Origin of the sequence: Pseudomonas sp. SIMBA_041 (genome assembly GCF_046535095.1) — a bacterium.
Classification (GTDB): domain Bacteria; phylum Pseudomonadota; class Gammaproteobacteria; order Pseudomonadales; family Pseudomonadaceae; genus Aquipseudomonas; species Aquipseudomonas mucoides.
This window is the reverse complement of sequence record NZ_JAWRXJ010000014.1, coordinates 132,006-149,807: the sequence shown is the minus strand read 5'-3', so window position 1 is coordinate 149,807 and position 17,802 is coordinate 132,006. Positions and strand designations below refer to the sequence as shown.

At 60.6% G+C, this 17,802-nt stretch carries 18 protein-coding genes; 9 read left to right on the top strand and 9 right to left on the bottom strand.

Annotated features, from left to right (window positions below; all coding sequences use genetic code 11):
• Positions 1 to 99 precede the first annotated feature (99 nt).
• From relA to SB725_RS27920, 5 genes are all read right to left on the bottom strand, one after another.
• Positions 100 to 2,343, bottom strand: coding sequence for a GTP diphosphokinase (relA, locus tag SB725_RS27940; RefSeq protein WP_027923985.1), 2,244 nt, complete (start codon positions 2,341 to 2,343; stop codon positions 100 to 102).
• Between the two features lie 123 nt (positions 2,344 to 2,466).
• Positions 2,467 to 3,819 carry a 23S rRNA (uracil(1939)-C(5))-methyltransferase RlmD gene (gene rlmD / locus SB725_RS27935; protein WP_194940672.1) on the bottom strand — a complete coding sequence of 451 codons (1,353 nt, stop codon included), beginning with the start codon at positions 3,817 to 3,819 and terminating at the stop codon, positions 2,467 to 2,469.
• Positions 3,819 to 4,721 carry a cysteine synthase CysM gene (cysM, locus tag SB725_RS27930; protein ID WP_027923983.1) on the bottom strand — a complete coding sequence of 301 codons (903 nt, stop codon included), beginning with the start codon at positions 4,719 to 4,721 and terminating at the stop codon, positions 3,819 to 3,821. Before cysM ends, rlmD begins: the two co-directional genes overlap by 1 nt.
• 204 nt (positions 4,722 to 4,925) lie before the next feature.
• Positions 4,926 to 6,356: a histidine kinase sensor domain-containing protein gene (locus tag SB725_RS27925; protein WP_410922900.1), complete on the bottom strand. Its 1,431-nt coding sequence runs from the start codon at positions 6,354 to 6,356 to the stop codon at positions 4,926 to 4,928.
• Positions 6,343 to 7,065, bottom strand: a complete 723-nt coding sequence (locus SB725_RS27920; protein ID WP_027923981.1) for a response regulator transcription factor — start codon at positions 7,063 to 7,065, stop codon at positions 6,343 to 6,345. Before SB725_RS27920 ends, SB725_RS27925 begins: the two co-directional genes overlap by 14 nt.
• A 215-nt stretch (positions 7,066 to 7,280) precedes the next feature.
• Here SB725_RS27920 and SB725_RS27915 point away from each other — a divergent pair, with 215 nt between their 5' ends.
• Positions 7,281 to 10,037, top strand: a complete 2,757-nt coding sequence (locus tag SB725_RS27915) for a response regulator (RefSeq protein WP_027923980.1) — start codon at positions 7,281 to 7,283, stop codon at positions 10,035 to 10,037.
• A 102-nt stretch (positions 10,038 to 10,139) separates the two neighbouring features.
• A complete protein-coding gene (locus SB725_RS27910; RefSeq protein WP_027923979.1) occupies positions 10,140 to 11,129 on the top strand; it encodes a 2-hydroxyacid dehydrogenase in 990 nt (329 codons plus the stop codon).
• Positions 11,130 to 11,135: 6 nt separating this feature from the next.
• On the opposite strand, the gene SB725_RS27905 is transcribed toward SB725_RS27910, so the two are convergent.
• A complete protein-coding gene (locus tag SB725_RS27905) occupies positions 11,136 to 11,543 on the bottom strand; it encodes a hypothetical protein (protein WP_027923978.1) in 408 nt (135 codons plus the stop codon).
• A 134-nt stretch (positions 11,544 to 11,677) separates the two neighbouring features.
• On the opposite strand from SB725_RS27905, the gene SB725_RS27900 reads away from it, so the two are divergent.
• Together SB725_RS27900 and SB725_RS27895 are read left to right on the top strand one after the other, a co-directional pair.
• Positions 11,678 to 12,112: a hypothetical protein gene (locus SB725_RS27900; RefSeq protein ID WP_027923977.1), complete on the top strand. Its 435-nt coding sequence runs from the start codon at positions 11,678 to 11,680 to the stop codon at positions 12,110 to 12,112.
• Complete coding sequence (locus tag SB725_RS27895; protein ID WP_027923976.1) at positions 12,112 to 12,516, top strand: META domain-containing protein; 405 nt, start codon at positions 12,112 to 12,114, stop codon at positions 12,514 to 12,516. The genes SB725_RS27900 and SB725_RS27895 overlap by 1 nt, the downstream gene beginning before the upstream one ends.
• A 72-nt stretch (positions 12,517 to 12,588) precedes the next feature.
• On the opposite strand, the gene SB725_RS27890 is transcribed toward SB725_RS27895, so the two are convergent.
• Positions 12,589 to 13,056, bottom strand: coding sequence for a TlpA disulfide reductase family protein (locus tag SB725_RS27890; RefSeq protein WP_059182319.1), 468 nt, complete (start codon positions 13,054 to 13,056; stop codon positions 12,589 to 12,591).
• Between the two features lie 114 nt (positions 13,057 to 13,170).
• On the opposite strand from SB725_RS27890, the gene arsC reads away from it, so the two are divergent.
• The 3 genes from arsC to SB725_RS27875 are packed head-to-tail and all read left to right on the top strand — an operon-like array spanning position 13,171 to position 14,544.
• A complete protein-coding gene (gene arsC / locus SB725_RS27885; protein WP_027923974.1) occupies positions 13,171 to 13,524 on the top strand; it encodes an arsenate reductase (glutaredoxin) in 354 nt (117 codons plus the stop codon).
• On the top strand, positions 13,521 to 14,117 hold the full coding sequence (gene wrbA / locus SB725_RS27880) for an NAD(P)H:quinone oxidoreductase (protein ID WP_027923973.1): 597 nt from the start codon (positions 13,521 to 13,523) through the stop codon (positions 14,115 to 14,117). The genes arsC and wrbA overlap by 4 nt, the downstream gene beginning before the upstream one ends.
• A 1-nt stretch (position 14,118) precedes the next feature.
• Positions 14,119 to 14,544 (top strand): DUF2069 domain-containing protein, encoded by a 426-nt coding sequence (locus SB725_RS27875; protein ID WP_410922899.1) that lies wholly within the window; start codon positions 14,119 to 14,121, stop codon positions 14,542 to 14,544.
• Between the two features lie 99 nt (positions 14,545 to 14,643).
• On the opposite strand, the gene SB725_RS27870 is transcribed toward SB725_RS27875, so the two are convergent.
• The gene (locus SB725_RS27870) at positions 14,644 to 15,318 is read right to left on the bottom strand and encodes a DNA-3-methyladenine glycosylase I (protein WP_059182317.1); all 675 of its coding nucleotides are present in this window, start codon (positions 15,316 to 15,318) and stop codon (positions 14,644 to 14,646) included.
• A 130-nt stretch (positions 15,319 to 15,448) separates the two neighbouring features.
• Positions 15,449 to 16,273 carry a tRNA 2-thiocytidine(32) synthetase TtcA gene (gene ttcA, locus SB725_RS27865; protein ID WP_027923970.1) on the bottom strand — a complete coding sequence of 275 codons (825 nt, stop codon included), beginning with the start codon at positions 16,271 to 16,273 and terminating at the stop codon, positions 15,449 to 15,451.
• A gap of 279 nt (positions 16,274 to 16,552) precedes the next feature.
• Here ttcA and SB725_RS27860 point away from each other — a divergent pair, with 279 nt between their 5' ends.
• Together SB725_RS27860 and SB725_RS27855 are read left to right on the top strand one after the other, a co-directional pair.
• A complete protein-coding gene (locus SB725_RS27860) occupies positions 16,553 to 17,155 on the top strand; it encodes a Yip1 family protein (RefSeq protein WP_008029348.1) in 603 nt (200 codons plus the stop codon).
• Between the two features lie 149 nt (positions 17,156 to 17,304).
• Entirely contained in the window at positions 17,305 to 17,799 is a 495-nt protein-coding gene (locus SB725_RS27855) for a SprT family zinc-dependent metalloprotease (protein WP_027923969.1), read from the top strand.
• Positions 17,800 to 17,802 lie beyond the last annotated feature (3 nt).

Genomic DNA, 17,802 nt, shown 5'->3' with positions numbered 1-17,802 from the left:
TTGCAGGAGTGAGCCTGCTCCCGATGGGGGCGGTCAGTCGGCATTAATCGTGACGGATACACCGCTATCGCAAGCAGGCTCACTCCTACATTGATCATCTCAAGGAGTACGGTTACGGCGGGTTTCGATGATGTTCGGCAACTGGGAAATCCGTCCCAGCAACCGCCCCAGCGCATCCAGCCCCGGAATCTCGATGGTCAGGGACATCAACGCGGTGTTGTCCTCTTTGTTCGAGCGGGTGTTGACCGCCAGCACGTTGATCCGCTCGTTGAGCAGCACCTGCGACACGTCACGCAGCAAGCCGGAGCGGTCGTAGGCGCGGATGACAATGTCCACCGGGTAAGTGAGCACCGGCACCGGCCCCCAGCTGACCTGGATGATCCGCTCAGGCTCGCGCCCGCCCAGTTGCAGCACCGAGGCGCAGTCCTGGCGGTGAATGCTCACGCCGCGGCCCTGGGTGATGTAGCCGACGATGGCATCCCCCGGCAACGGCTGGCAGCAGCCGGCCATTTGCGTCATCAGATTGCCGACACCCTGGATCTGAATGTCGCCACGCTTGCCCGGTTTGTAGCCGGTGGCTTTGCGCGGGATCAGTTCCAGCTGCTCGTTGCCGCGTTCCGGCTCGACCAGTTGCTGCGCCAGGTTCACCAGTTGCGCCAGGCGCAGATCTCCGGCGCCCAAGGCCGCGAACATGTCCTCGGCGGTCTTCATGTTGGCCTTGTCGGCCAGCTTGTCGAAGTCCACCGCCGGCAGGCCCAGACGATTGAGTTCGCGCTCAAGCAGGGTTTTACCAGCCGCGACGTTCTGGTCACGCGCCTGCAACTTGAACCAGTGGACAATCTTCGCCCGTGCCCGCGAGGTGGTGATGTAACCCAGGTTCGGGTTCAGCCAGTCGCGGCTCGGGGTGCCGTGCTTGCTGGTGATGATCTCGACCTGTTCACCGGTTTGCAGGCTGTAGTTGAGTGGCACGATCCGGCCGTTGATCTTCGCGCCACGGCAGTTATGGCCGATTTCGGTGTGCACGCGGTACGCAAAGTCCAGCGGCGTCGCGCCTTTGGGCAGGTCGATGGCGTGACCGTCCGGGGTGAAGATGTAGACCCGGTCCGGCTCGATATCGACCCGCAACTGTTCCGCCAGGCCGCCGATATCGCCCAGCTCTTCGTGCCACTCGAGGACCTGACGTAGCCAGGAGATTTTCTCTTCGTAGTGGTTGGAGCCGGATTTGACGTCGGTGCCCTTGTAGCGCCAGTGCGCACACACGCCCAGCTCGGCTTCCTCGTGCATGGCGTGGGTGCGGATCTGCACTTCCAGCACCTTGCCCTCGGGGCCGATCACCGCAGTGTGCAGCGAGCGGTAGCCGTTCTCTTTCGGGTTGGCGATGTAGTCGTCGAATTCTTTGGGAATGTGCCGCCACAGGGTGTGGACAATGCCGAGCGCGGTGTAACAATCGCGCATTTCCGGCACCAGCACGCGAACGGCGCGCACGTCGTAGATCTGGCTGAATTCCAGACCCTTGCGCTGCATTTTGCGCCAAATCGAGTAGATGTGTTTGGCCCGGCCGCTGATGTCGGCATCGACGCCGGTGGCCTGCAATTCGTTCTTCAGCTGGCTCATCACGTCAGCGATGAAACGTTCGCGATCCAGACGCCGTTCATGCAGCAACTTGGCGATCTGTTTGTACTGGTCAGGCTCAAGGTAACGGAAGGACAAATCCTCCAGTTCCCACTTGATGTGACCGATACCGAGACGGTGCGCGAGAGGCGCATAGATGTCGAAGACTTCACGGGCGACGCGATTGCGTTTTTCGTCGTCAGCGGTTTTCACCGCTCGAATCGCACAGGTGCGTTCAGCCAGTTTGATCAGCGCGACGCGAACGTCGTCGACCATGGCGACCAGCATTTTGCGCAGGTTTTCGACCTGGCCCTGAGTGCCCAGCACCAGGGATTTACGCGGGCTCAGGCTGTCGCTGATCGCCGCCATGCGCTGCACGCCGTCGATAAGCTTGGCCACCACCGGGCCGAAGCGCTGGCTGATCGCAGGCAACAGAATCTGCCCTTCGCGCACGCCACGGTACAAGATCGCGGCGACCAGTGAATCCTGATCGAGTTTGAGGTCGGCGAGAATCTCGGCGATCTCAAGGCCCGTGCGGAAACTCGACGTCCCTTCGGACCAGAGATTCTTCGCCGCATTGGCCTGCTGTTCAGACGTACGAGCGAACTCGCACGCTTCCTTCAAGGCTTCGCGATCCAGTGCCGGATCGACACTGACCGCATGATCGAGCCAAGCCTCGAGATTGATACTGCCGTCTGTATTGATCGGCTGGTGTGCTCTCACCTGTACCATCTTGCTTACCTTCCCTACGACGCAGATTCAATGCGTCAAATCGCTGACCTTCGTTGCCCGCTTGCGCTCGCGGGGCTCATGCGAGCGCTGCACGGGCGGGACAGTCGGACCAGACGAGCCGTCCTAGCTCGCTTCAAATAACGCCATGGCCTCGACATGTGCCGTTTGAGGAAACATATCGAGAATCCCGGCACGTTTTAACCGGTAGCCCTGCTTGATCAATTCAACCGTGTCGCGCGCCAGCGTTGCCGGGTTGCACGACACGTACACCAACCGCTTGGCGCCCAAGGACGCCAGCTTGCGCACGGCCTCGAAAGCACCATCACGCGGTGGGTCCAAGAGTACCGCACAAAAGCCTTCGCGCGCCCATTCGGCGTCGGACAAAGGCTGGGATAAATCGGCCTGAAAAAACTTCGCGTTATGCAGATTATTACTAGCCGCGTTCGCAGCGGCGCGCTCGACCATGGCCTGCACACCTTCCACCGCGACCACTTCGCGAACGGCCTTGGCCAGCGGCAATGCAAAGTTACCCAAGCCACAAAACAAATCCAGAACCCGCTCATCCGCTTGCGGTTTCAGCCAGTCCAGCGCCTGGGCAATCATCGCTTCGTTGACCCCGGCATTGACCTGAATGAAATCCCCCGGCCGGTAGGCCAGTTCCAGGTCCCACTGCTCCAGGCGATAACCCAGCGACGCATCGGCCTCGACCGGTTGCGGTTCACCGTCCCCATGCAGCCACAATTGGGCTTCATGGACGGCGCAGAAATCCTTGAGGATGGCCATGTCGGCGTCAGACAACGGCGCCATGTGCCGCAGCAACACGGCCAATGACGAACCGCTGAACAATTCCACATGCCCCAGCGCTTGAGGTTTGCTCAAGCGACGGAGCATCTCCGGCAAGCCGCTCATGATCGGTTGCAAGGGCTGTACCAGCACCGTGCATTCGTTGATCGCGACGATGTCCTGACTGCCCGCTGCGCGGAAACCGACCTCGAGTTTTTTCGCTTTCATGTCCCAACGCACCGCCACGCGGGCGCGACGACGGTAACCGAATTCCGGACCGCTCAACGGCGCTGCCCACTCTTGCGGTTCGACACCGGCGACCTTTGACAGTTGCTCGGCAAGCATGCGTTGTTTCAGGGCGAGTTGTTCAGAATGAGGCATATGTTGCACGCTGCAGCCGCCACAGCGACCGGCGTGCGGGCACGGTGCCGGGCGACGCAGTTCGCTGGCCTGGAACACGCGCTCGGTGCGCGCCTCGACCACTTTGCCGTGGGCGCCCAATACTCGCGCCTCGACGTCTTCACCGGCCAATGCGCCGATGACGAACCAGGTGCGACCTTCAAAAAAAGCGATACCGCGACCGTCATTGGCCAGGCGCTCGATGCTCAAGCGCTGCTTTTTGCCGGTCGGGATTTGTGGGGCCTTGCTGCCGCCCGTGGGTTGGAAGCGCAGGCCTCTCTCGTGCTTGGCCATCAGTTAGGCGCGTCGAAAATGCCGGTCGACAAATAACGGTCGCCACGGTCGCAAATGATCGCGACGATCACCGCGTTTTCAACTTCTTTGGACAGGCGCAGCATCGCCGCCACGGCGCCGCCCGAAGACACGCCACAGAAGATGCCTTCTTCGCGGGCCAGACGACGGGTCACGTCCTCGGCTTCACTTTGCGCCATGTCGACAATACGGTCGACACGATCCGCCTGATAAATCTTCGGCAGGTATTCCTGCGGCCAGCGACGGATGCCCGGAATCGCCGAGCCTTCCATCGGTTGCAGGCCGATGATCTGCACGCCTTCGTTCTGTTCTTTCAAATAGCGAGAGACCCCCATGATGGTACCGGTGGTGCCCATCGAACTGACGAAATGGGTGATGGAGCCCTCGGTCTGACGCCAGATTTCCGGGCCGGTGGTGGTGTAGTGCGCTTGCGGGTTATCCCCGTTGGCGAACTGGTCCAGCACCTTGCCACGGCCTTCGGCTTCCATCCGCTGAGCGAGGTCGCGGGCGCCTTCCATACCTTCTTCCTGGGTGACCAGGATCAGCTCGGCACCATAAGCCGTCATCGCGGCTTTACGTTCGGCGCTGGAGTTGTCCGGCATGATCAGGATCATCTTGTAACCCTTGATCGCGGCGGCCATCGCCAACGCAATACCGGTGTTACCCGAGGTCGCTTCGATCAACGTATCGCCGACGTGGATCTGCCCGCGCAACTCGGCGCGAGTGATCATCGACAGCGCCGGACGGTCCTTGACCGAACCCGCCGGGTTATTCCCTTCGAGCTTGAGCAAAAGGGTATTGCTGGTGGCACCGGGCAGGCGCTGCAAACGGACCAGCGGAGTGTTGCCGACGCAATCGGCGATGGTTGGGTACTGCAAGGTCATGGCGTATTCGCAATCCAGACTGCGGGGGCGCCTATCATACCGGCAAACGTTCGAAGGCCATATCACGCAAAGTGCGGTGCTTATGGCTTATGGGAATAAGCAGTGAAATTCTGGTCACTCCTTTATGCCGACTGGTTAATTTGTGACGGGTGGCTGGGATGGCCTCATCGCGGGCAAGCCCGCTCCCACAGGGTTAGAGGACGATCACGCCATATACGGGTGACACACATCCAGTGTGGGAGCGGGCTTGCCCGCGATGGCGTCATCACTCACACCCTCAACTTCAGCCACCAACCGCATATTCAGCCGCAACCCAACCCCAGTGTTCTCAGCCCACAACTGTCCACCCTGACGCCGCACCGCATTCCTCGCAATGCTCAACCCCAACCCGAACCCGCCATCCCCCGGTCGCGAACCGTCGAGCCGAATGAAGGGGCAGAAGATCCGCTCAAGATCAGTCTCTGCCACCCCGCCGCCTTCATCTTCCAGCCACACATGCCAGAAATCGCCATCACGTTGCCCGCCCAGACTCACCACGCCGCCCTTGGGCGAATGACGAATGGCGTTGCGCAGGATGTTTTCCAGCGCCTGCGCCAGGGTGTTGAGGTTGCCGCGCACCCAGCACGACGAGTCCACCGTGCAGCGCAATTGACTGCCCGGCCAGCCGCTTTCATAGCAGGCATTTTCCGTGAGCATTTCCCACAAGGCCTGGACCTGAATCGCTTCGTCAGGCAACGGCGCACGCTCGGTATCGAGCCAGGCCAGTTGCAGCGTGTCCTCTACCAGACGCTGCATGCCATCGACCTCCCGCCCGATACGCTCGCGCAACGCCGTCAACCCCTGCTCGCTTTCGCTGGCCACCCGCAAGCGGCTCAACGGTGTGCGCAGTTCGTGGGACAGGTCGCGCAGCAATTGTTGCTGCAAGGCCACGGTGCTTTGCAGGCGCTCGGACATGTGGTCGAAGGCCCTGCCCAGCTCGCCGAGTTCATCCGAACGATTGGTGGTGCTGCTCGACAGGCGCACGTTCAATTGGTCCGCGCGCCAGGCGTTGGCCTGTTCGCGAAGACTGTTCAACGGCACGACCAGCAGTCGATACAGACCGACACACAACAACAGTGTGAACATTCCCGGAATGATGCCGTTGGTGATCACGCGCCAGATCAACCGGTATTGCCCCGGTACAAAACGTTGGGGCAACTCGATCACCAGGCTGCCGGCCGCCGGGTCGTTGGGAAAAGGGATTCTCAACCATGGCAAGCCCCTGGTGTGGCGACTCGTTGGCCAATCCAGCCCCCGCAAAAAGGTCAGGCGCTGAATTTCTTTATCTGTCAGCGGATAGCTGCTCAACGACTGCAAATCAGCGCCGATGACGCCGACCCAGGATCTCTCGCGCTTGCCGATACCCTGCAGCCAGACGTCGACGCCTGCACTCTGGTGCTGATTCCAGGCTTGCTCGGCTTCGGCGGCGTAGCGGGTCAGCGTGATCCGGGCCTCTTCGGACAAGAACAGGTTTTTCTGCTCCATGTACCGCCCCCACGACCAGCTCAGCCAGATCATCAGCAGACAAAACGCTACCAACAAACAGGCAAGTTTCCAGAACAGCGAGTGACGTCCCGGCAGGTCAGACCATTTCATCGGCAGCACTCAGGACGTAACCCTTGCCCCAAACCGTACGCACTTCGCGCTCGGTGTAGCCGATACCCTTGAGCTTGCGGCGGATCTGACTGATGTGCATGTCGAGGCTGCGGTCATGGGCGGCGTAACCCCGTTGCAGCACATGCTGATACAGGAAGGCTTTGCTCAACACTTCATCGCCATTGCGGTTGAGCGTTTCCAGCAACCGATATTCGCTGCGAGTCAGGCCGGCGGCGTGCTCGCCATGGAAAACCTCACACAGTTCATCGTCAAAACGCAGGCTGTGCGCCTCGCAGGCCAAAGGCTGCGGCGCCGGTCGACGGTCGAGCGCCACCCGACGCAGGATCGCTTCGATGCGCACGCGCAACTCGGCCATGCTGAAGGGTTTTGGCAGGTAGTCATCGGCGCCCAGACGAAAGCCGCTGATGCGATCCTCCTCGGCACCCAATGCCGACATCAGCACCACGGGCGTGGCATGGCTCTGGCGTAATTGCGTCAACACATTGAGCCCGTCCAGGCCCGGCAGCAGGATATCCATCAACACCACATCGAAAGCTTGCTGGCGCGCGATGGCCAGGCCTTCCTGACCGTTCTGGCACCAGGTCACCTGAAAACCGCAACGGCCCAAATGCTCGCGCACATAGGCACCGAGCACGAGGTCGTCTTCGATGGAAAGGATTCGGGGATGGCCAATCGGGATGGGAGTCATCAGTATCTGCAAATAATTCTCAGTTGAGCGATTATTAAAGATTGCCTGCCGATGGGCAACCCAAGGTTTGCCCAAGACACAAAAGCAGCCCGCCCGCCGACGAATGACGACATCAATTTTACGAAGATTGACTGCGTGCAAATCGCTACACTGCCCGGGTGGCGCGTACCGGATGTACCCGCAGGTCAATCAATCGCTGGATGCAGGAGAGATGCGTGCTCAAGAAACTGGGAATTAAAGGCCGCGTGCTGTTGCTGACCCTGTTGCCGACCACTTTGATGGCCTTGGTCCTGGGCGGCTATTTCACCTGGATGCAGCAATCCGACCTGCAATCCCAACTGATGCAGCGCGGCGAAATGATCGCCGAGCAGCTGGCACCGCTGGTGGCCCCGGCCATGGCGCACAAGGACAATGAGCTGCTGGAACGCATCGCCACCCAGTCGCTGGAAACAGCCGACGTGCGCGCAGTGACCTTCCTCGCCCCCGACCGCACACCGGTAGCCCACGCCGGCCCGACCATGCTCAATCAGGCGCCGCCGCTGGGCGACGGTTCGAAGATGTTGCGCCGCAGCGGCAACGATGCGACGCGTTACCTGCTGCCGGTGTTCGGCAAACACCGCAACCTGGCCGGCGACTTGATTCCCGACGAAGCCGACCGCCTGCTGGGCTGGGTCGAACTCGAGCTGTCGCACAGCGGCATGTTGCTGCGCGGTTACCGCAGCCTGTTTGCCAGCCTGATGATGATTGCTGCCGGTCTGGCGGGTGCGGCGCTGCTGGCCCTGCGCATGGGCCGGACCATCAATCGGCCGATCAGCCAGATCAAACTGGCGGTGGCGCAACTCAAGGACGGTCATCTGGAAACCCGCCTGCCACCCCTCGGCAGCCAGGAACTGGATGAACTGGCGTCCGGCATCAACCGCATGGCCGGCACCCTGCAGAACGCCCAGGAAGAATTGCAGCACAGTGTCGATCAGGCCACCGAAGACGTGCGTCAGAATCTGGAAACCATCGAGATCCAGAACATCGAGCTGGACCTGGCGCGCAAGGAAGCCCTGGAAGCGAGCCGGATCAAATCCGAGTTCCTGGCCAACATGAGCCATGAAATCCGCACGCCGCTCAACGGCATTCTCGGCTTCACCCACCTGCTGCAAAAAAGCGAGCTGACGCCGCGTCAGCTCGACTACCTGGGCACCATCGAAAAGTCCGCCGACAGCTTGCTGGGGATCATCAACGAGATCCTCGACTTCTCGAAAATCGAGGCCGGCAAACTGGTGCTCGACAACATTCCGTTCAACCTGCGCGACTTGCTGCAGGACACCCTGACCATCCTCGCCCCCGCCGCCCACGCAAAACAGCTGGAACTGGTGAGTCTGGTCTATCGCGACACGCCGTTGTCGCTGGTGGGCGATCCGCTGCGACTCAAGCAGATCCTCACCAACCTGGTCAGCAACGCGATCAAGTTCACCCGCGAAGGCACCATCGTCGCCCGTGCCATGCTCGAAGAAGAACACGAAGACAGCGTGCAACTGCGCATCAGCATCCAGGACACGGGCATCGGCCTGTCGAGTCAGGACGTGCGCGCGCTGTTCCAGGCTTTCAGCCAGGCCGACAATTCGTTGTCTCGGCAACCCGGCGGCACCGGGCTGGGGCTGGTGATTTCCAAGCGACTGATTGAACAGATGGGCGGCGAGATTGGCGTCGACAGTACGCCGGGCGAAGGTTCGGAGTTCTGGATCAGCCTGAGCCTGCCCAAGACCCGCGACGACGCCGAAGACCTGCCCAGCGCTCCCCTGCTCGGGCGCCGCGTGGCGGTGCTGGAAAACCATGAACTGGCGCGGCAGGCATTGCAGCATCAACTGGAAGATTGCGGCCTGAGCGTCACGCCATTCAATACCCTGGAAAGCCTGGCCAATGGCGTGACCGGCGCGCATCAGACCGATCAGGCCATCGACCTGGCGGTGCTCGGCATCACCAGCAACGACATGCCGCCCGAGCGTCTCAACCAGCACATCTGGGACCTCGAACACCTGGGCTGCAAAGTCCTGGTGCTGTGCCCGACCACCGAGCAGACACTGTTCCATCTCTCGGTGCCGAACCCGCACAGTCAGCTTCAGGCCAAACCGGCCTGCACGCGCAAACTGCGTCGGGCCTTGTCCGATCTGGTCAACCCGCGCCAGCAGCGCAGCGAACCCGGCGAACCGGTCTCCAGTCGTGCGCCGAAAGTCCTGTGCGTCGACGACAACCCGGCCAACCTGTTGCTGGTGCAAACCCTGCTCGAAGACATGGGTGCCAAGGTGCTTGCAGTTGAAAGCGGTTACGCGGCGGTCAAAGCGGTGCAGAACGAAACCTTCGACCTGGTATTGATGGACGTGCAAATGCCCGGCATGGACGGGCGTCAAAGCACCGAAGCGATTCGCCAGTGGGAAAGCGAGCGGCATTGCACTCCGCTGCCGATCGTTGCCCTCACCGCTCACGCCATGGCCAATGAAAAACGCGCACTGCTACAAAGCGGCATGGACGATTACCTGACCAAACCCATCAGCGAGCGGCAACTGGCGCAGGTGGTGCTGAAGTGGACAGGTCTGGCGTTGCGCAACCATGGGCCGGAGCGTGCCAACGAAAGCCACGGTGGCGGGCATGATTTGCTGGTGCTCGACCCCGAAGAAGGTTTACGCCTGGCCGCGGGGAAGGCGGATCTGGCGGCAGACATGCTGGCAATGTTGCTGGCCTCGCTTGAAGCCGACCGCGAAGCCATTCGCATCGCCCGGGAAAGCAATGACCAGAATGCATTGATCGAACGCGTCCACCGCTTGCACGGGGCGACCCGTTATTGCGGCGTCCCGCAACTGCGTGCGGCCTGTCAACGCAGTGAAACCCTGCTCAAGCAACAGGACCCGAAAGCCCCCGGCGCGCTGGAAGACCTCGACCGGGCGATCAATCGCCTGGCCGCGCATGCCCGCATCAACGCTTGATGCAGCGCAACGGCGCTGACCACCATCAGCGCTAAGCTGCCTTTGGTAGCAGCTGCCGAAGGCTGCTACATAAAAGCTTTGATCGAGTTAAATGGAGGACTCATGCGCACGATTCTTTTCAGCAGCCAGACCTACGACCGTGACAGTTTTCTGGGCGCCGAGCTGCCCGCCGGCATCGAACTGCACTTTCAATCGGCGCGGCTGAGCCTTGATACCGTGGCGCTGGCAGAACATCACGAGGTGGTCTGCGCCTTCATCAATGACGACCTCAGCGCCCCGGTGCTGGAACGTCTTGCTGCGGGCGGTACGCGCCTGATTGCCCTGCGCTCGGCCGGTTACAACCATGTCGACCTGGCGGTGGCGAAACGTCTGGGCCTTGCAATCGTGCGCGTCCCGGCTTATTCCCCGCACGCTGTGGCTGAACACGCGGTTGCGTTGATCCTGGCGCTCAACCGCCGCTTGCACCGGGCCTACAACCGCACCCGCGAAGGCGATTTCAGCCTGCACGGGCTGACCGGCTTCGACCTGGTGGGCAAGACCGTCGGCGTGGTCGGCACCGGGCAGATCGGCGCAACGTTCGCCAAGATCATGAACGGTTTCGGCTGCCAGTTGCTCGCCTACGACCCGTTCCCCAATCCGCAGGTCGAAGCCCTTGGCGCCCGCTACCTGAGTTTGCCGGAACTGCTGGCGCAGTCGCAGATCATCAGCCTGCATTGCCCACTCAATGAGCAAAGCAAACACCTGATCAACCGAGAATCACTGGCGCACATGCAACCGGGCGCAATGCTGATCAACACCGGGCGCGGCGGCCTGGTGGACACCCCGGCGCTGATCGACGCCTTGAAGGACGGCCAATTGGGTTATCTGGGGCTGGATGTGTATGAAGAAGAGGCGCAGCTGTTTTTCGAGGACCGCTCGGACCTGCCGCTACAGGATGATGTGCTGGCGCGGCTGCTGACCTTTCCGAATGTGATTGTCACTGCGCACCAGGCCTTCCTGACCCGCGAAGCCCTGGGCGCGATTGCCGCGACAACCTTGCAGAACATCGTCGCCTGGGGCGCCGGAACGCCGCAGAATCAGGTCGAGGGCTGATTTTTCTCAGGCTTTGGACAACAGGATCATCAGGCCCAGCCAGCCGAAACCGAGCAAGCGCTGCCCCACGGAATGCCCGCGACGCAGCAGGAACCAGACAAAAAACGGCGGCAGGAAGAAAATCATCAGCTTCAGCCAGAGTTCTACCGGTCGCGTCCCGTTCAGCGTGGGTGTCGGAGCCGGTGCTGAAACGTCGGCTTCCACCTGGGTTTTTCGTTTGCGTCCGAACGCGGCTGGAGTCACCCGGGCCACTTTCTCATCTTCCGGCAAACGCCCGAAAGAAATCGGTGCCTGTACGGGCGCTACTGTCGAAGTGGCCGCTTGCACCGTTGCCGCCGGTGCACCGCAATGAATGCAAGCAGGCGCCGTAGAGCTGATGCTTTGCTTGCACTCATAACATTCGATTAACGCCATGTCCGTTCCCTAAAAGTGTAAAAGCGGCAGTGTGCCATGAGTCGACAGGTTTTTTGAACCTGATCGAAGGTCATCTCCCCGCCCCATGCTGCGTGCAGGCCCGTGATAGCATACCGCGCATATTTGGAGGACCCATGGTCGAACACGATTTCCGCTACACCCTGATGAGCCCGCAACACACCCTTACCGAATGCCGGGCCCTCGTGCCGGGGCGTTATCAAGTCACCGGCAACGGCGGCTCGATCCGGATTGGCGACGTGCTGGTAGTGACCCTCAAAGGCAGCAAGGACTTGTCCATGCGCCTGACCGTTGAAACGGTTCGCCACTTGATCAACCCGCCGGGCCAATGGGTCGCGGTGAGCAGTGGCCCGGTGTTCGGCGAGTTGGGGATCCACACCTGGGAAGTCAATTGCGACAGCTGCGCCAAAGCCTTGAGCTTTGAATTCGCGGTCGACGCCAAACTGGGCAACAAGGCTGAAAAACCGGCTGCTAACGCGCGGATTGCCGAATTGGGCTGGACCACCGTGGGTGAAAAACACCTGTGCCCGACATGCCAGGAGTCTGCGTGATGAAACGCCTCGCCCTGACCTCCCTGGTCGGTGCCAGCCTGCTGGGCTGCGCCGCCGAGCCGGTGCAACTGCAACAAAACCGTAGCTACATTCTGGAATGGATCGGCGAACGTCCGTTGATGGACTACAGCCACCTGACCATCACCCTCGGTGACGACGGCCGGGCCTACGGCAACGGCGGCTGCAACCATTGGTTCGCGCCCTACACTCTGGAAGGCGACAAGCTGAGCTTCGGCCAGATCGGCAGCACCCGCAAGTTGTGCGCGCCAGCAGTCATGGAGCAGGAAAAACGCTTCTTGCAGGCGCTGGAAGGCGTGCAGCGCTGGGACATTTCCCCGATCGAGCAGATGCGTTTCTGGCCGGCCGAAGGCAAGCCGTTGCGTTGGTGGCTTGAAGAGGGTTGATCGACGCACAGCAACCTATGTAGCAGCTGGCTGCGCCAGCTGCTACAAGTCGTGTACGGCTTAACAGTCATCTCACTTGACCGCCTGCAACGCCTCAAGCTTTGCCATCACCCCCGCCGCCGTCTGCTCGCCCATCAGTTGTTCGCGAACCTTGCCCTTGTTATCGATGATGTACGTCACCGGCAACGCCTCGCTGCGTGGCAATTCAAAAAAATCGGCCGGGTCTGAAGCCAGGACCGTGAACTTGATCCCCAGTTTCTCGCTGGCGCTCTTCAGCTCTTCACCCTGCACGTTGTCGAAATTGACCCCGAACACGCCGATCTTCTTGTCCTTCAACTGATCGGCCAACGCGTTCAACTGTGGAATCTCGGTCCGGCAGGGGCCACACCATTCAGCCCAGTAATTAAGCACCAGCCATTTGCCATCCAGGCGATTGGCAGCAACCTTGTGACCGTCCTGGTCGATACCATAGTCATTGCCGCAGCCCCCCAGCATCAACGCCCCGATAATCGCCAATGCCGCTGCCAGTTGCCTTGTCATGTCGTAATCCTTGCTCAAAATTGAATGCGCCTGCGACCCATCGCCTCGCAAGGTTCTGGATTGCGCGCTGCACAGTTAGAATAGCCGCCACTTTACGCAAGAAGCGACCCGCACATGACCGATCTGACGCTTTATCACAACCCGCGCTGCTCGAAATCCCGCGGTGCGCTCGAACTGCTCGAGGCCCGTGGCCTGACCCCGACCGTGGTCCGCTACCTCGAAACTCCGCTGGACGCCGCGCAAATCCAGACCCTGCTGAGGAAACTCGGCCTCAGTGCCCGGCAACTGCTGCGCACCGGTGAGGACGAGTACAAAACCCTCAACCTGGCGGACAGCAGCCTGAGCGAAGCGCAATTGGTCGGCGCCATCGCGGCGCATCCGAAACTCATGGAGCGACCGATTCTCGAAGTCGGCGACAAAGCCGTCATCGGCCGTCCGCCAGAGCAAATCCTGGAGTTGCTGCCGTGAGCGCGCCGTACATTCTGGTGCTGTATTACAGCCGCAGCGGCTCGACCAATGAAATGGCCCGGCAAATTGCCCGTGGCGTCGAGCAGTCCGGGATGGAAGCGCGCCTGCGCACCGTGCCGGCGATCTCCACCGAATGTGAAGCGGTGTCGCCGGACATTCCGGACGAAGGCGCGCTGTACGCCAGCCTCGACGACCTGAAGAACTGCGCGGGCCTGGCCCTGGGCAGCCCGACCCGTTTCGGCAACATGGCCGCGCCACTCAAGTATTTCCTCGATGGCACCAGCAACCTGTGGCTGACCGGCGCGCTGGTGGGCAAGCCGGCTGGCGTGTTCACCTCCACGGCGAGCCTGCACGGCGGCCAGGAAACCACGCTGCTGTCGATGATGTTGCCGCTGCTGCACCACGGCATGCTGATCACCGGCTTGCCTTACAGCGAGTCGGCGCTGCTGGAAACCCGTGGCGGCGGCACGCCATACGGCGCCAGTCATCACGCCGGGGCCGACGGCAAAAGCGGTTTGAATGAACATGAAGTGGCGCTGTGCCGGGCCTTGGGCCTGCGGTTGGCGAAGACTGCGCAAAAGCTGGGGAACTGACGTGGCCAAGAAGCCGAAGATTCTGCCGTCCATTGAATGGCTCGAGCCGCGGGTCCGGGCGATGCGCGACATCAGCCTGCTGTGCTTTTTCGGTCTGGTGGGGCTGTTGTGCGCCTATTATCTGGTGTTCGCCGACCTGCATGGCGCGCGGCCATGGGTGATTCTGCTGATCGAGCTGGTGCCTTTGTTGTTACTGGCACCCGGCATGATTATCGGCAGTGCCCGCGGGCATTCGTGGATGTGTTTTGTGGTGAACCTGTATTTCATCAAGGGCGCGTTGGCGGCGTATGACCCGAACCGGCAGCTGTTTGGGTTGCTGGAGATGGGGGCGAGCCTGGCAGTCTTTTGCTCGGCATTGTTGTATGTGCGGTGGCGGTTTCAGCTCAATCGCAAGCTTGCGGGCGAAGGTGAGATTAGCGTCGCCTGACAGACCGCTGTCGCGAGCAGGCTCACTCCTACACTGGATCTGTGGTGTTCACAAATCCCCTGCAGGAGTGAGCCTGCTCACGATGGGATCAACTCGGTCTTAATGATTGACGGTGTAAGCCAGCATCATCGAAATCTGGCTCATCGCCCGCCCGCCACTCTGTTCATGCCACTGGTTGAACACCTCCTGCACCAAGGCCAGATCGCGCAAACTGGTCGGCACCTTGTCGACGATCTTCTGCGCATTCAACGCCGCAACCACGTCGTAGCTCGGCACAAACGTGTCCTTGCCGACCATGCGCAAGAAACGCGGCGCCGACAGCCCGCCCAATTGATGGCCGCGTTTTTTAAGGTACGTCCACAGCCCGACGATATCCGTCACCGGCCAATCGGCAATCAGCGCACCAAAGCTGCCCTTCTCATGCGCGACGTCCAGAATGAACTGCGCGTTGCGCGGCACGCTTTTGAGCTTGCCCAGGTGGCGGATGATTCGCGCATCCTGCATCAAGCGTTCGAGGTGTTCGGCGCTCATCAGCACGACTTTCTCCGGGTCGAACTTGAAGAACACTTCTTCGAAAGCCGGCCACTTGGCGTCGACCAGGCTGTGCTTGAGGCCGGCGCGGAAGACCCGCAGGGCCATAGTCGAGAGGTAGCGGTCGTCGCTGATTTTGCGCAATTGTGCCGGGGTTTTCGGAACGGGCAGATGGGCTTCCAGTTCAGCTGCTGAACCGAAGCGGTTCAGACAGTATTCGTGCAGCCACTTGTAATCGCGCATGCCCTCTCCTGAGGTATTAAACGAAAAACCAAATGGGGGAGCGAGCCTGCTCGCGAAGAGGGAGCATCAGTCAACCTACTCGTTGAATGACACACCGCTTTCGCGAGCAGGCTCGCTCCCACAGTTTTAATCAGAGGTTGACCACGTTAACGAAGCGCGAAGCCGCCGTCTCGTCGATCTTGAGGCTGGTGAAATCAAACAGGTTGCGATCCGCCAGTTGAGACGGCTGCACATTTTGCAGACTGCGGAAAATGCTTTCGGTACGGCCCGGGGTCTTGCGTTCCCAGTCTTGCAGCATGTCCTTGACCACCTGACGTTGCAGGTTTTCCTGAGAACCACAGAGGTTGCACGGGATGATCGGGAATTGCTTGAAGTCCGAATAGGCCTGGATGTCTTTTTCGTTGCAGTAGGCCAGCGGACGGATCACCACGTTGCGCCCGTCGTCGGCGCGCAGTTTTGGCGGCATGGCCTTGAGCGAACCGTTGAAGAACATGTTGAGGAAGAACGTCTCGACGATGTCGTCACGGTGATGACCGAGGGCCATTTTGGTCGCGCCGATTTCGTCGGCAAAGGTGTACAGCGTGCCGCGACGCAGCCGCGAGCACAGCGAGCAGGTGGTCTTGCCCTCCGGGATCAGCTCCTTGACCACCGAGTAGGTGTCTTTCTCGACGATGTGGTACTCGATGCCCAGTTCCTTGAGGTAGGCCGGCAGCACGTGCTCCGGGAACCCTGGCTGCTTCTGGTCCATGTTCACGGCCACGATCTCGAACTTGATCGGGGCGACCTTCTGCAAGTGCATCAGCACGTCGAGCATGGTGTAGCTGTCCTTGCCACCGGACAGGCAGACCATGACCTTGTCGCCGTCTTCAATCATGTTGAAATCGGCAACAGCCTCACCGGCCTGACGGCGAAGGCGCTTTTGCAGTTTGTTCTGGTTAACCGTGAGAGTGCCCATGACGCGAATCCGTGAGGTGTGACGAAAGGTCGGCATTTTACGCAAAAACTTCGCTCTTGTGGCGAGCGCCCCACAGGGACTTATGTCGACAGACCCGTCGGCGATTAACAGTGATCTTTACAGCGCGATTTGCTCTAAGCCCCTATCACCTGTACGGGTAAGTCCTTTCTATACTGCGACATAAGGTCGCATTCAAATCCAGACCTTTACTTACGTGGCCACTTTGGCCTGTAGGCGCTCCACTGGGGGGCGACGGTAAAAACAAGAGGAGTGACTGGCATGATCCATCACGTAGTGGGGCTTTTCACCCACCCCGACCAGGAATGGAAAGAAATCCGTGGCGACCAAGAGGAAAGCATCAGCCACATGTACCTGACTCACACGCTGATTCTGGCGGCGATCCCCGCCGTGTCCGCGTTTATCGGCACCACGCAGGTCGGCTGGGTAATCGGCAGCCGCGCACCCGTGATGCTGACGCAGGAAAGCGCGCTATGGATGACGATCATGTCTTACGTGGCGATGCTCGGCGGTGTTGCAGTCATGGGGGCGTTCATCCACTGGATGGCTCGCACCTATGACGCCAACCCGAGCCTGGCCCGTTGCGTTGCGTTTGCGACCTACACCGCAACCCCGCTGTTCATCGGCGGTCTGGCGGCGCTGTACCCACACATGTGGCTGGGGATGATCGTCGGGACGGCGGCCATCTGCTACACGGTGTACCTGCTGTACGTGGGGCTACCCACTTTCATGAACATTCCATCAGACGAGGGGTTCCTGTTTTCAAGTTCGGTGCTTGCGGTAGGCCTGGTGGTGTTGGTTGCCATCATGGCGTTCACAGTCATTGTCTGGGGACTCGGCGTGGGGCCGGTCTATACGAACTAATGGTTCTTTCCACCCAAAAACAAGATCTGCCAATACAGGCCGCCGCAAGGCGGCCTTCTAATGCCGGGGGCGACGACCATTCGGCGCCTCGGCGATTCGCAAGACTCCAGGGTTGCGGCATACTCGACGTCTCTGGAGATCCATCAAGCATGCCCGAGCAACTCAATACCCGCGTCGAAGACTGTTACCAACTGGCCGAATCCTTTTTCAAACGAACGTTCAAACGCCCCGTGGTGAGCCTCAAGCTGCGCGGTCAAAAAGCCGGTGTCGCGCATTTGCACGAGAACCTGCTGCGCTTCAATCCGCAGCTGTACCGGGAAAACACCGAAGACTTCCTCAAGCAAACCGTGGCCCACGAGGTCGCGCACCTGATCGCTCATCAACTGTTTGGCGACCGCATCCAGCCGCACGGTGAAGAGTGGCAGCTGATCATGCGCGGCGTGTACGAACTGCCGCCCAATCGCTGCCACACCTACGACGTCAAACGCCGCAGCGTGACGCGCTATATCTACAAATGCCCGTGTGCAGACAGCGATTTCCCGTTTTCAGCGCAGCGCCATGGTCTGGTGCGACAGGGCCGGCGGTATTTGTGCCGGCGGTGCCGGAGCACGTTGGTGTTCAGTGGGGAGATGCGGGTCGAGTAACCG

Bases quoted from the DNA above. Each gene is read 5' to 3' on its own strand.
- relA (WP_027923985.1), bottom strand. From the start codon at position 2,343: ATGGTACAGGTGAGAGCACACCAGCCGATCAATACAGACGGCAGTATC.
- rlmD (WP_194940672.1), bottom strand. From the start codon at position 3,819: ATGGCCAAGCACGAGAGAGGCCTGCGCTTCCAACCCACGGGCGGCAGC.
- cysM (WP_027923983.1), bottom strand. From the start codon at position 4,721: ATGACCTTGCAGTACCCAACCATCGCCGATTGCGTCGGCAACACTCCG.
- SB725_RS27925 (WP_410922900.1), bottom strand. From the start codon at position 6,356: ATGAAATGGTCTGACCTGCCGGGACGTCACTCGCTGTTCTGGAAACTT.
- SB725_RS27920 (WP_027923981.1), bottom strand. From the start codon at position 7,065: ATGACTCCCATCCCGATTGGCCATCCCCGAATCCTTTCCATCGAAGAC.
- SB725_RS27910 (WP_027923979.1), top strand. From the start codon at position 10,140: ATGCGCACGATTCTTTTCAGCAGCCAGACCTACGACCGTGACAGTTTT.
- SB725_RS27905 (WP_027923978.1), bottom strand. From the start codon at position 11,543: ATGGCGTTAATCGAATGTTATGAGTGCAAGCAAAGCATCAGCTCTACG.
- SB725_RS27900 (WP_027923977.1), top strand. From the start codon at position 11,678: ATGGTCGAACACGATTTCCGCTACACCCTGATGAGCCCGCAACACACC.
- SB725_RS27895 (WP_027923976.1), top strand. From the start codon at position 12,112: ATGAAACGCCTCGCCCTGACCTCCCTGGTCGGTGCCAGCCTGCTGGGC.
- SB725_RS27890 (WP_059182319.1), bottom strand. From the start codon at position 13,056: ATGACAAGGCAACTGGCAGCGGCATTGGCGATTATCGGGGCGTTGATG.
- arsC (WP_027923974.1), top strand. From the start codon at position 13,171: ATGACCGATCTGACGCTTTATCACAACCCGCGCTGCTCGAAATCCCGC.
- SB725_RS27870 (WP_059182317.1), bottom strand. From the start codon at position 15,318: ATGCGCGATTACAAGTGGCTGCACGAATACTGTCTGAACCGCTTCGGT.
- ttcA (WP_027923970.1), bottom strand. From the start codon at position 16,273: ATGGGCACTCTCACGGTTAACCAGAACAAACTGCAAAAGCGCCTTCGC.
- SB725_RS27860 (WP_008029348.1), top strand. From the start codon at position 16,553: ATGATCCATCACGTAGTGGGGCTTTTCACCCACCCCGACCAGGAATGG.
- SB725_RS27855 (WP_027923969.1), top strand. From the start codon at position 17,305: ATGCCCGAGCAACTCAATACCCGCGTCGAAGACTGTTACCAACTGGCC.